Source organism: Brevundimonas sp. (assembly GCF_027484365.1).
Lineage (GTDB): Bacteria > Pseudomonadota > Alphaproteobacteria > Caulobacterales > Caulobacteraceae > Brevundimonas.
The window spans coordinates 41779-52812 of record NZ_JAIXTC010000024.1; the positions used below are offsets into that span (position 1 = coordinate 41779).

Here is an 11034-nt window from a genome sequence, read left to right on the forward strand (position 1 = left end):
GTATAGAGGATCATGACCCACGTTCTCACGACCTCACGCCGGACCCTTCTGCTCGGCGGAGCCGCGCTCGCCCTGGGCGCCTGCACCTCGGGCGAGGCCGACGCCTCCGTGGCGCAGTACGCCAGCTCGCCATTTCGCCGGCTGACCGATGCCCAATGGCGTCAGCGCCTGCCGGGCCTCAGCTATGATGTCCTGCGTCACGAGGCCACCGAACGGCCCTTCACCAGTCCGCTGAACGATGAGCACAGGGCAGGGACGTTCGTGTGCCGCGGCTGCGACCTGCCGTTGTTCCAGTCGCGGACCAAGTTCGATTCAGGCACCGGCTGGCCGAGCTTCTACGACTACATCCCCGGCTCTCTGGGCATGAAGCAGGATTTCGCCATCGGCATTCCCCGCACCGAGTACCATTGCGCCCGCTGTCTGGGGCATCAGGGCCATGTGTTCGACGACGGTCCGCGTCCGACCGGCAAGCGCTATTGCAACAACGGCGTGGCCCTGACCTTCAGGCCCGCCTAGGCGCGACGGGCTTTCAGGGCCGACTCGACCGTCACCCCGGCCATAACCGAGGCGATGATGATCAGCAGACCGTAGTCATGGCCGCTCCAGATCAGCGGGATCACGGCGAACAGCATGACGACGATCGGGAAACCGCCGGCCCAGACCGCCGTCGCCGGTGTGTCGAGATTGATCATCGGCGGCGTCACCCGACCCAGACGGCCTGCCATCATCCCGTTGCCGATGACGAAGGCGACGACACAGATCACGGCGATGACCGGATATTTGATCGCCCCGCCGGGCGCTCCGAACACCGCTGCGGTCGTGATCAGCAGGATCAGGGCGATCAGGGTCGAGACGGACAGCAGGAGGTTGGGTTCCAGACGCTTCAAGACTTCACTTTCACATAGGAGCCGGGGGCCGGTTCGATAGGCGTCAGCGGACCCTTGTTCGGGTCGCGGGCGGAGACCATGTCGCCCGACCTTTCGGCCAGCCAGGCCGCCCAGTGGTTCCACCAGCTGCCCGGATGCTCCACCGCGCCCGCCTGCCATTCGGCGAGGGAGCCGGGCAGGGCGGCGTTGGTCCAGTGCTGGTATTTGTTGGCGCCGGGCGGATTGATCACCCCGGCGATATGGCCGGATCCGGCCAGTGTCAGGGTCACCGCCGCATTCGAGAAGGCCCTGGCCGAGCGATAGACCGAGTTCATCGGCGCGATATGGTCCTCGCGACTGGCCTGGAAATAGAGCGGGATCTTCACCTTCGAGAGGTCGACCTTGATTCCGCCGATCTCGAACTCGCCCCGCGACAGCTTGTTCTGGCCGTACATGGAGCGGAGGTAGTCCATGTGCAGCTTCTTCGGCATGCGGGTCTGGTCGGCGTTCCAGAACAGCAGGTCGAAGGCGGCCGGCGACTTGCCCATCAGATAGTTGGACACGAAGAACGACCAGATCAGGTCGTTGGCGCGCAGCGCATTAAAGGTCTCGGCCATGGCCGCGCCGGGCAGGACCCCGCCCGCCGCGTCCATCTGCTGCTCGACCTCGTTCAGCCAGTGCTCGTCGGTGAACAGCAACAGGTCGCCGGCCTCGGCGAAGTCATGCTGGGCGGCGAAGAAGGTGGTGGCGGCGACGCGTGTGTCCTTCTTCGCGGCCATATGGGCCAGGGCCGCGCCCATCAGGGTTCCGCCGATGCAGTAGCCGACAGTGTTGACCGTCTTCGAGCCGGTCTGTTCCAGGGTCTTCTCGACCGCGCGGTAGATGCCCTTGTCGAGGTATTCGTCGAAGCCGAAGTCCGCCTTGTCCCTGTCCGGATTGACCCAGGAACAGACGAAGACGGTGAAGCCCTGGGCCGACAGCCAGCGGATCAGGGAGTTCTCCGGCTGCAGGTCCATGATGTAGAATTTGTTGATCCAGGGCGGGAAGATCAGCAGCGGGACCGCGTGCTGTTTCTCTGTCGCTGCGTCGAACTGGATCAGTTCGAACAGTTCGTCGCGCCAGACGACCTGACCGGGGGCGGTAGCGACGTTCTCGCCGACGACGAACTTGCCGTAGTCGGCCTGGCTGATTTTCAGCTTGCCCATGCCGCGTTCCAGGTCGGCGGCGAAATTCTGCATCCCCTTCACCAGCGATTCGCCGTTCGTCTCCTGCATCGCCTTCAGGGCGGCAGGGTTGGAGGCGAGGAAGTTCGACGGCGAGAAGGCGTCGGTCAGCAGTTTGGTGAAGAATTCGGCGCGGCGCTTGGTGCGCGGGTCGACATTCTCGACCGAAGAGACCAGCCCGTTCATCCAGTCCGAGGTGACCAGATAGGACTGGCGCATGACGTCGAACATCGGGTTCTCGGACCAGGCCGGGTCCTTGAATCGCTTGTCCTTGGACGGGGCCGGCGGTTCTTCGCCCGAGACCCGACGCGTCGTGGACGCCCACAGGTCCATATAGCGGTTGAACAGGTCGGCCTGGGCCGCGAACAGCTTGTCGGGCCGGGACGCAAGACTGGTCATCACCGAATTCATCGCCGGACCGACATTGAATGGGTCGGGCGACAGGGCGGCGGGACGGTCGGCCTGCGACAGGGCGGCCTCGGCGATCGCCGACTGGGCCGTCATCGCCGCCCGGGCCAGGTTCAGCGACAGCGCCTCCAGCATCTCCCTCTGATCAGCGCCGGGGAAGGCGAAGGGGTTTTCCGCCGGTGGCGGCGTGGGCTCTGGCGGGGGCGGGGCGGGTGCAGGTTCCGCAGTGGGCAGGACTTTCGCCTCGGTGGCCGGCGTCTTCGCACGCGGCGCACGGGGCTTTGCGGAGGTCGGGCGGCCGGACTTTCGGGGGGCCTTGGCAGCCGCCAGCGGCTCGGGCGGTTTCGTCGGTGTCTTGGCCATGGGGTCCTCCGAGCGCTTCCGTTTCGACGCGGGGCGTGTGCTCCGCCCTTCCGCCTGTCACGATCATGGCTTAGACCGGGGCCGAAATGAACGCGCATCAGGCGAAAAAGATAGTCGGCGGTCTGGCGATCCCCGCGGCCGCCCTGACCCTGGGCGGATGCGCCGGCGCGTTCAGCCCCGAGACGGACACCGCTTCCCCCGTCGCGCCGCGCGTTCAGGCCCTCGTCGACGCGAACCGGACCTATCCGCGCTGGGAGAATTTTCCGCGTTCGGCCGAGCCTCTGCCGGAGCCCGTCGAGGTCGCCGCCCGGGTGAACCGGCTGGGGTCCAGCGGAACCGACCTCGCCGCGGAGGCCGCGCGGATCGACTGGCAGACGGGCGACCCTGTCGCCTTCGCCGCCGAAGTCAACAGCCGTATCGACGCCCAGGCCATAGCCCCTGTCACAGCCGCGACCCAGGCCGAGGTCGAGGCCTTCGCCGCCCGCACGCGCCAGCGCGGCGCGGCCCCCCCGCCCGTTGATCGGGGCCCGGCGCCCCGCTGATCGTCTTACCCATCGCCCGGTCGAAAGAATCCGGGGATCATCCCTCCTCAGGAGACTTCGACATGGCTGAAACGGCCCCCTTCGCCTCGACCCTCGCTGCCGACGCCGCCATGGTCACCGAACTGGCCGCGATCGCGTCCTGGGCCCAGATCGGCCGCGGCGACGAGAAGCACGCCGACCAGCTGGCGGTCGACGCCATGCGCACGGCGCTGAACAGCCTCGACATCGACGGCAAGATCGTCATCGGCGAGGGCGAGCGTGACGAGGCGCCGATGCTCTACATCGGCGAGAAGGTCGGCACCGGCAAAGGCCCGGCCATCGACATCGCCCTGGACCCGCTGGAAGGCACGACCCTGACGGCCAAGGCCATGGCCAACGCCCTGACCGTGCTGTCGATGTCGGCCGGCGGCGGCATGCTGCACGCGCCCGACACCTATATGGACAAGATCGCCATCGGCCCCGGCTATGCGCCGGGCACCGTCGATCTGGACATGAAGCCGGGCGACAATGTCCGCTCCCTGGCCTCGGCCAAGGGCGTGCGTCCGGAAGACATCACGGTCTGCGTCATGGACCGGCCGCGCCACGAGGCCCTGATCTCCGCCCTGCGCGAGGTCGGCGCCCGCGTCATGCTGATCACAGACGGCGACGTGGCCGGCGTGATCCACACGGCCGAGCCGGAGACCGGTATCGATCTGTATCTCGGTTCAGGCGGCGCTCCCGAGGGCGTTCTGGCGGCCTCGGCGCTGAAATGCGTCGGCGGCCACTTCCAGGGGCGTCTCCTGTTCCGCAACGACGATGAGCGCGCCCGCGCCCAGCGCACCGGCGTCACCGACTTCGACCGCAAATACGACCTGCACGAACTGGTGTCGAAGGACGCGGTCTTCGCCGCCACCGGCGTGACCAAGGGCGCCATGCTGGACGGCGTCCAGATGGGCAACGGCTTCGTCACCACCCACACCCTGGTGATGGATTCCTCGACCCGTACCGTTCGGCGCATCCGCACCACGCGTCCGCTCTGATGGCGGATGGAGCCCCTGCATCCGGCCCTCTTCAGGAAGGATGGGCGCCGGGGTTCCTCGACGTTTCGCGCTCGCTATCGGGCCGCGCCTGGCGGCAGAGACCGGCCGAGGCCGCGGTCATCCGCGCCCATATGCAGGGCCAGGGCCTGTCCGAGCCCCTGGCCAGGGCTCTGGCCGCGCGCGGGGTGCAGGCCGATCAGGGCGGGGACTTCCTCGAGCCGACGCTGAAGCGGCTGTTCCCGAACCCGTCGTCCTTCATGGACATGGACGCGGCGGCCGAGGCCATCATCGCCGCGATACAGGCGGGCGAGGCGATCCACGTCTTCGCCGACTACGACGTCGACGGGGCGTCCAGCGCGGCCCTGCTGGTGCGCTGGTTCCGCTCGCTGGGGGCGGACCTGCCCCTCTATGTCCCTGACCGGCTGACTGAGGGCTATGGCCCCAGCCCGCTGGCCTTCGACCGGCTGAAGGCCTCGGGCGCCGATCTGGTCATCACCGTGGACTGCGGCGCGGCGGCCAATGAGGCCATCGCCCATGCCTGCGCCATCGGGCTGAAGGTCGTCGTCATCGACCACCATATGATGCGGGAGGAGCCGCCGCAGTGTCTGGCGGTCGTCAATCCGAACCGGCCGGGCGACACCTCGGGCCAGGGGAATCTCGCCGCGGCCGGCGTGGTCTTCGTCCTGCTGGCAGCCCTGAACCGCGAGGCGCGCAAACGCGGCCTGTTCGCCGACCGGGCCGAGCCCGACATCCGCCAGTGGCTCGATCTCGCCGCCCTGGGCGCCATCTGTGACGTCACCGGCCTGACAGGGTTCAACCGCGCCCTGACCAGCCTTGGCCTCAAAGTCATGTCCCACTGGAGCAATCCCGGGCTGAAGGCGCTTCTGGCTGTGGCCGGTTCCGAGCCCGGCCCGGCCAAGTCGAATCACGCCGGCTTCATCCTGGGGCCCCGCATCAATGCCGGGGGCCGCATCGGCCGGGCCGACCTCGGCGCCCGCCTGCTGTCCACCGACGATCCGCTGGAGGCGCAGGCCCTCGCCGAGGAACTGGACGCCCTCAACATCGCCCGCCGCGAGGTCGAGCGCGAGGTCACCGAAACCGCCACCCGCCGCGTCGAGGCCACGGGCCAGCACGCCGACGGCTCGGCCGTGGTCGTCGTCTCGGGCGAGGACTGGCACCCCGGTGTCGTCGGGATCGTCGCCGGACGGCTTCGGGAACGCTGGCGTAAACCCGTCATCGTCATCGGCGTCGATGCCATCGGCAATGTCGGCAAGGGCTCGGGCCGATCCCAGCCCGGCATGAACCTGGGCCGGGCGGTCCAGTCCGCCTGGCGCGAAGGCCTGCTGCTGGCCGGGGGAGGGCATGCCATGGCGGCCGGCCTGACCGTGCGCCCCGACGGGATCGACGCCCTGCGGGATTTCCTCAACGCGGCCATGGCCGGCGAGCAGGTCGATGCGGAGGCCCTCGACTGGGTCGAGGTCGACGCCCTGATCGAGCCCGGTGCGGCGTCCCGGTCCCTGTTCGAGGATTTTGAACGGCTCGCCCCCTTCGGTCCGGCCAATCCCGAACCCCTGTTCGCCCTCCATGGAGTCCAGGCCCGCGAGCCGGTGCAGATGACCGGCGGCCATGTCCGTTGCCGCCTCGTCGGTGCCGATGGAGCCTCGGTCAAGGCCATCGCATGGCGTTGCGCCGACCTGCCGACCGGCCGCGCCCTGCTGGCGGGGCAGGGCGGACTCAATGTCGCGGGTCGTCTGAAGGCGGACGACTGGAACGGTCGCAAGGGCGTGCAGTTCGAGATCGAGGACATCGCCGATCCGCGGATGTCGACTTAGTTCGTTTTGGCGCTTGCACCCCGGGAGGGCGTTGGCTATATCGCCGCTTCCCCGCGCAGCGGTCCCTTCGTCTATCGGTTAGGACGTCAGGTTTTCAACCTGAAAAGAGGGGTTCGACTCCCCTAGGGACTGCCACGCGGGGCATTCCATTCCATCGTCATCCGCCGAACCGCGACGCCGCCGACGTCGTGCGTGATCGTGCTTTCCTGACGGGGGTCCAGCGCAGCCCGGCGCGCGTTCGTTGCACGTTCCGCCTCACTCCGCCTGAAACCGATGTTTTTCGATTTTCCCGGGTTCACAGAACCGTGTTAAACATTTTGCCGTTCGCAGGGAGTGTGCGGACGGGGGGCTTGAAGTGTCTGACTACGAGGGGCTGGATGCACCGGACACGGTCCGGATCGCCGGCCGGGTGAAATGGTTCGATGCGGGCAAGGGCTACGGCTTCATCGTGCCCGATGACCCGGGTCAGACCGAGGCCAAGGATGTCCTGTTGCACATCAGCAGCCTACGCGACGGCGGTTGGGAGTCCGCCGGCGAGGGCGCACCCATCGAATGCGACTGCGCCCGTCGGCCCAAGGGCTGGCAGGTGGTCCAGGTCCATGATCTGGGCGAGGGGGAGATCGAGGTCCCCGCTCGCAGGTCCGCCTATGAGGGTCTGAGGGCCGATTCCCGGGCGATCCGTCCGCCGGTGGACCCCGAAACCGCAAGCGTGCTCGAAACCGCCACCGTCAAATGGTTCAATCGCACCAAGGGCTACGGTTTCGTGGTGCGCGCGACCGATCCCGGAGATATCTTCGTCCATATCGAGACCCTGCGTCGCTGCGGACTGGACGATCTGGTCCCCGGCGAGACGGTCGCGGTGCGGTTCGCCGAGGGTCCAAAAGGCCTGGTGGTCGCGGAAATCAGACCGGGCGACTGATCGGTCGCCCCGAAAGGGCGGTCATGCTGTCGAGACGTCTTCTCCTTGTCGGAACCCTCGGTCTGGGCCTCGCCCTGTCCGCCTGCGCCCAATCCTCCGCGCCGGTCGACGAGGCCGGAAACCCGCTCGAGCCGCTGAAGATCGTCACGGCATCCGGCGAACACGCCTTCATGGTCGAAATCGCGGACGATGATCCGGAACGCATGCGGGGCCTGATGTACCGCCCTCCGCTGGCCGACGATCGCGGCATGTTGTTCCAGTTCCCGCAGCCGGCGGAACAGGCCTTCTGGATGCGCAACACCCCCAGTTCGCTCGATATCCTCTACATCGACCCGACCGGGTCGATCGTCTCGATCGCCCATCACACGACCCCCTATTCGGAAACCCCGATCCCCTCGAACGGCGCCGCCAACGGCGTGCTGGAACTCCGGGCCGGCCGGGCCGAAGAGATCGGCGCCAAGCCCGGGGACAAGGTCGTCCACCCCTTCTTCCGCCCCTGACGCCATTCTTGCATTGCACCACGGCGCGGTTGCTGGCAGACCCCTCCGCCGGAGTGTAGCGCAGCCTGGTAGCGCATCTGGTTTGGGACCAGAGGGTCGGAGGTTCGAATCCTCTCACTCCGACCATGTCCTTGGTGGCTATCGCTCAGCGCACGGCGCTTCGCTGCTTGAGCCACGGATTTTGTGAGACTGCCCATGCTGGCCCGCATCTACCGCCCCGCAAAGACTGCCATGCAGTCCGGCAAGGCCAAGTCGAAGGACTGGCGGCTGGACTTCGAGCCGGCTTCGGCGCGCACCATCGATCCGCTGATGGGCTGGACCAGCTCCTCCGACATGAACGGCCAGGTGCGCCTGACCTTCGAGACCAAGGAAGACGCCGTCGCCTACGCCGAACGCCACGGTATCCCGTTCCGTCTGCACGAACCCCAGGAGCCGCCGGTGATCCTGAAGGCCTATGCCGACAATTTCGCCACCGCCCGCAAACAGCCCTGGACGCACTGATCAGGAGAGCGGCGATCGTTCGTCGCGCGGCGGCTCACGACTTGAGCCGCGGATTCGGCCATTTCCCAGCCATCGCTTGAGCCGCGCGAGCGGTGCGGCTAACGCTCCCGAACACGCGCCCATAGCTCAACCGGATAGAGCACCCGCCTTCTAAGCGGACGGTTGCAGGTTCGAGTCCTGCTGGGCGCGCCATCCCGATCGCAAGGACTCCCATGCCCGAAATCCGCAATCAGGTTCTCGAAGGCCGTCAACTTCTGGATGGAAACACCTTCATCGACTGCGAATTCAGGAACGCCCAGCTGGTGTTCAAGGGCGTGGAACAGCCCGGGTTCGCCAACTGCAAATTCACACAGAGCCGCTTCGTGTTCGAGGACAGTGCGGCGGTGACGGTGAATCTGCTGCGCGGCATGCTGCGGCCCGAGACCGGCATGCGAACGTTCATCACCGGGATGATTCCCGAGATCGGCGCCTAGCCCAGGGCGGCTCGCCAGGCGGCCAGACCGCTCTCCAGATCGGCGATCAGTTCGTCTGGATCCTCCAGCCCCACGTGAAGGCGCAGCAATGGTCCCTCCAGGACAGGCGGATCCTCGCGGAACGCCATCTGGGGCGTGTCATAGGTGATCAGGCTCTCGAACCCGCCCCAGGAGTAGCCCAGCCCGAACAGGCGCAGGGCGTCGAGAAAGGCGTGGGCCGCCCGGCCGTCGCCCCCCTGCATCACCACCCCGAACAGGGAGGCGGCGCCGCTGAAATCCCGCGCCCACAGGGCATGGCCCGGGTCGTCGGGCAGGGCGGGATGCAGCACGCGCGAGACCTCCGGCCTCTGCGCCAGCCAGCCGGCCACCTGTCTCATGGACCGCGCCTGCTCCCCGTAGCGCAAGGGCAGGGTCCGAAGCCCGCGGAGGGCCAGCCAGGCGTCATCCGGCGACACACACAGGCCGATGTCCTCACAGGCCTCGGCGATGGCCCTGATGACGTCGGGGTCGTTTGCGCACGCGCCCCCCAGCATCAGGTCCGAATGGCCGCCGGCGTATTTGGTCAGGGCCTGGACGCTGACGTCGACGCCGTGGGCGAGGGGCCTGAACGCCAGCCCCGCCGCCCAGGTGTTGTCCATGACGGTCAGGACTCCGCGCGATTTCGCCGCCGCCGCCAGGGCCGGGACATCGATCATCTCGAATGTCAGCGATCCCGGCGATTCGATCAGCACCACCCGCGTCCTGTCGGTGATCATCGCGGCGACGTCTTCCGCCGACGCCGCCGCGGGATGGAACCGGGCCGTCACCACGCGCGCGGCCATGTGGCGGGTCAGAAAGCGCCGGACGGGACCATAGACTGCGTCCGTCGTCAGGATCTCGTCGCCGGGCCGCGTCAGGGCCATCAGCGGCAAGGTCACGGCCGCCAGCCCGGACGGCGCCAGCCAGCAAGCCTGCGCGCCCTCCAGATCGGCGATCGCCCGTCTCAGGGCACCCTGCGACGCCGTCCCATCGATACCGTAGAGCGGCCCCAGACTGGCGTCGCGCATGTCGCCGACAGCGTCCGACAACAGGGTCGACGCCCGCTCGATCGGCGGATTGACCGGACGACGTCCGCCCCCGCGCCGGGTCGCCGCCGCGATCAGCCGGGTGCGGTCGGAAAGCGGATCCATGGCGGCCTCGACGGGTTGCGAACGAGGCTCCAAAGGCCTCTAAAGCAGCGGGGGCGCAAGGGGTCGCGACGGCGAGTCGCGACGACAGCGAACGCGGGACAGACCATGGGCGAACGAACCCCGGCTTTCTGGATGCGTATGGCGGGCCTGGCGGGCCTCTTGCTGGTGGCTGCGTGCGGCGACCGCGAGCGCGAGGCCGAAACGCCTGCGACGGAGTCCGCGACCGGCGCGACCCGGCCGGCGGCAGCACCGGTCGAAAGCCCGACCCTGGCCGCGATCAAGCAGCGCGGACGGCTGAACTGCGGCGTCAACCAGGGTCTGGTCGGCTTCGCCTATACCGACAATCGGGGCGAATGGCGCGGCTTCGACGTGGACTTCTGTCGCGGCCTGGCGGCCGCGATCTTCGGTGATCCCGAGGCGGTGCGCTTCGTACCCCTGACGGCGGAAAACCGGTTCGAGGCCCTGGCGAACGGACGGATCGATGTCCTCTGGCGCAACACCTCCTGGACCATGGATCGTGACACGTCCGGCCAGCTCGCCTTCGCCGGGGTCAACTACTACGACGGCCAGGGCTTCCTGGTGCGCCGCTCTCTGGACCTGAACAGCGCGTCCGAACTGAACGGCGCCCGCGTCTGCGTCCAGGCGGGATCGACCAGCGCCCTCAATGCCGAGGACTATTTCCGCAGCCGCAGCATCGATTACCGCGCCGTGGTCCTGCCGACCGAAGAGGCCGCGCGTCAGGCCTATGGCCGCGAAGACTGCGACGCCTTCAGCGCCGACGTGTCCGCCCTTGCGGCGGCGCGCACGACACTGGCCGACCCGCAACAGCACGTCGTCCTGTCTGACGTCATCTCCAAGGAGCCGCTCGGTCCGGTCACGCGGCGCGGCGACGAGCAGTGGACGGCCGTGGTCCGCTGGACGCTCAACGCCATCATCCTCGCCGAGGAGTTCGGCGTGACCCAGGCCAATGTCGAGGACCGGGCCGAGAACGCCCGCGAGCCCCAGGTCAGACGCCTGCTGGGCGCCGAAGGCGACTTCGGCCCCCGTCTGGGCCTGTCGAAGACCTGGGCGGCGGACGCGGTCGAGGGGGTCGGCAACTACGGCGAGATCTTTGAACGGAATCTCGGTTCACAATCGCCTCTCGACCTGGCCCGCGGGTTGAATGCACAATGGAACGCTCGACCGGGCGGCCTGATCTACGGCCTGCCGGTCCGTTGAT

At 67.9% G+C, this 11034-nt stretch carries 12 protein-coding genes and 3 tRNA genes; 12 read left to right on the forward strand and 3 right to left on the reverse strand.

Annotation, left to right across the window (positions count from 1 at the left end):
• Positions 1-12: 12 nt before the first annotated feature.
• Positions 13-516 carry a peptide-methionine (R)-S-oxide reductase MsrB gene (gene msrB, locus Q0044_RS13110; protein ID WP_298162841.1) on the forward strand — a complete coding sequence of 168 codons (504 nt, stop codon included), beginning with the start codon at positions 13-15 and terminating at the stop codon, positions 514-516.
• On the opposite strand, the gene Q0044_RS13115 is transcribed toward msrB, so the two are convergent.
• A complete protein-coding gene (locus Q0044_RS13115) occupies positions 513-887 on the reverse strand; it encodes a hypothetical protein (protein WP_298162842.1) in 375 nt (124 codons plus the stop codon). The two genes, msrB and Q0044_RS13115, sit on opposite strands and share 4 nt — an antisense overlap.
• Positions 884-2860 carry a class I poly(R)-hydroxyalkanoic acid synthase gene (phaC, locus tag Q0044_RS13120; protein ID WP_298162844.1) on the reverse strand — a complete coding sequence of 659 codons (1977 nt, stop codon included), beginning with the start codon at positions 2858-2860 and terminating at the stop codon, positions 884-886. The genes Q0044_RS13115 and phaC overlap by 4 nt, the downstream gene beginning before the upstream one ends.
• A gap of 86 nt (positions 2861-2946) precedes the next feature.
• On the opposite strand from phaC, the gene Q0044_RS13125 reads away from it, so the two are divergent.
• The 10 genes from Q0044_RS13125 to Q0044_RS13170 all read left to right on the forward strand — a co-directional run bounded on the left by Q0044_RS13125 (position 2947) and on the right by Q0044_RS13170 (position 8646).
• Complete coding sequence (locus Q0044_RS13125) at positions 2947-3402, forward strand: hypothetical protein (RefSeq protein WP_298162845.1); 456 nt, start codon at positions 2947-2949, stop codon at positions 3400-3402.
• 62 nt (positions 3403-3464) lie between these two features.
• The gene (gene glpX / locus Q0044_RS13130; RefSeq protein ID WP_298162846.1) at positions 3465-4421 is read left to right on the forward strand and encodes a class II fructose-bisphosphatase; all 957 of its coding nucleotides are present in this window, start codon (positions 3465-3467) and stop codon (positions 4419-4421) included.
• Entirely contained in the window at positions 4421-6253 is a 1833-nt protein-coding gene (gene recJ, locus Q0044_RS13135) for a single-stranded-DNA-specific exonuclease RecJ (RefSeq protein WP_298162847.1), read from the forward strand. The genes glpX and recJ overlap by 1 nt, the downstream gene beginning before the upstream one ends.
• Before the next feature lie 60 nt (positions 6254-6313).
• Positions 6314-6388, forward strand: a tRNA-Glu gene (locus tag Q0044_RS13140).
• A gap of 220 nt (positions 6389-6608) precedes the next feature.
• Entirely contained in the window at positions 6609-7172 is a 564-nt protein-coding gene (locus tag Q0044_RS13145) for a cold-shock protein (protein WP_298162848.1), read from the forward strand.
• A gap of 23 nt (positions 7173-7195) precedes the next feature.
• Positions 7196-7672 carry a DUF192 domain-containing protein gene (locus Q0044_RS13150; protein ID WP_298162849.1) on the forward strand — a complete coding sequence of 159 codons (477 nt, stop codon included), beginning with the start codon at positions 7196-7198 and terminating at the stop codon, positions 7670-7672.
• A gap of 49 nt (positions 7673-7721) precedes the next feature.
• Positions 7722-7798, forward strand: a tRNA-Pro gene (locus Q0044_RS13155).
• A 69-nt stretch (positions 7799-7867) separates the two neighbouring features.
• The gene (locus Q0044_RS13160) at positions 7868-8173 is read left to right on the forward strand and encodes an ETC complex I subunit (protein ID WP_298162850.1); all 306 of its coding nucleotides are present in this window, start codon (positions 7868-7870) and stop codon (positions 8171-8173) included.
• 115 nt (positions 8174-8288) lie between these two features.
• Positions 8289-8365, forward strand: a tRNA-Arg gene (locus Q0044_RS13165).
• A gap of 20 nt (positions 8366-8385) precedes the next feature.
• Positions 8386-8646, forward strand: a complete 261-nt coding sequence (locus tag Q0044_RS13170) for a hypothetical protein (RefSeq protein ID WP_298162851.1) — start codon at positions 8386-8388, stop codon at positions 8644-8646.
• Here Q0044_RS13170 and metC read toward each other — a convergent pair.
• Positions 8643-9815 (reverse strand): cystathionine beta-lyase, encoded by a 1173-nt coding sequence (metC, locus tag Q0044_RS13175; protein ID WP_298162853.1) that lies wholly within the window; start codon positions 9813-9815, stop codon positions 8643-8645. The two genes, Q0044_RS13170 and metC, sit on opposite strands and share 4 nt — an antisense overlap.
• Positions 9816-9920: 105 nt before the next feature.
• Here metC and Q0044_RS13180 point away from each other — a divergent pair, with 105 nt between their 5' ends.
• Positions 9921-11033, forward strand: a complete 1113-nt coding sequence (locus tag Q0044_RS13180; RefSeq protein ID WP_298162854.1) for an amino acid ABC transporter substrate-binding protein — start codon at positions 9921-9923, stop codon at positions 11031-11033.
• Position 11034: the final 1 nt, after the last annotated feature.

Bases quoted from the DNA above. Each gene is read 5' to 3' on its own strand.
- Q0044_RS13125 (WP_298162845.1), top strand. From the start codon at position 2,947: ATGAACGCGCATCAGGCGAAAAAGATAGTCGGCGGTCTGGCGATCCCC.
- msrB (WP_298162841.1), top strand. From the start codon at position 13: ATGACCCACGTTCTCACGACCTCACGCCGGACCCTTCTGCTCGGCGGA.
- Q0044_RS13180 (WP_298162854.1), top strand. From the start codon at position 9,921: ATGGGCGAACGAACCCCGGCTTTCTGGATGCGTATGGCGGGCCTGGCG.
- Q0044_RS13160 (WP_298162850.1), top strand. From the start codon at position 7,868: ATGCTGGCCCGCATCTACCGCCCCGCAAAGACTGCCATGCAGTCCGGC.
- recJ (WP_298162847.1), top strand. From the start codon at position 4,421: ATGGCGGATGGAGCCCCTGCATCCGGCCCTCTTCAGGAAGGATGGGCG.
- metC (WP_298162853.1), bottom strand. From the start codon at position 9,815: ATGGATCCGCTTTCCGACCGCACCCGGCTGATCGCGGCGGCGACCCGG.
- Q0044_RS13170 (WP_298162851.1), top strand. From the start codon at position 8,386: ATGCCCGAAATCCGCAATCAGGTTCTCGAAGGCCGTCAACTTCTGGAT.
- glpX (WP_298162846.1), top strand. From the start codon at position 3,465: ATGGCTGAAACGGCCCCCTTCGCCTCGACCCTCGCTGCCGACGCCGCC.
- phaC (WP_298162844.1), bottom strand. From the start codon at position 2,860: ATGGCCAAGACACCGACGAAACCGCCCGAGCCGCTGGCGGCTGCCAAG.
- Q0044_RS13150 (WP_298162849.1), top strand. From the start codon at position 7,196: ATGCTGTCGAGACGTCTTCTCCTTGTCGGAACCCTCGGTCTGGGCCTC.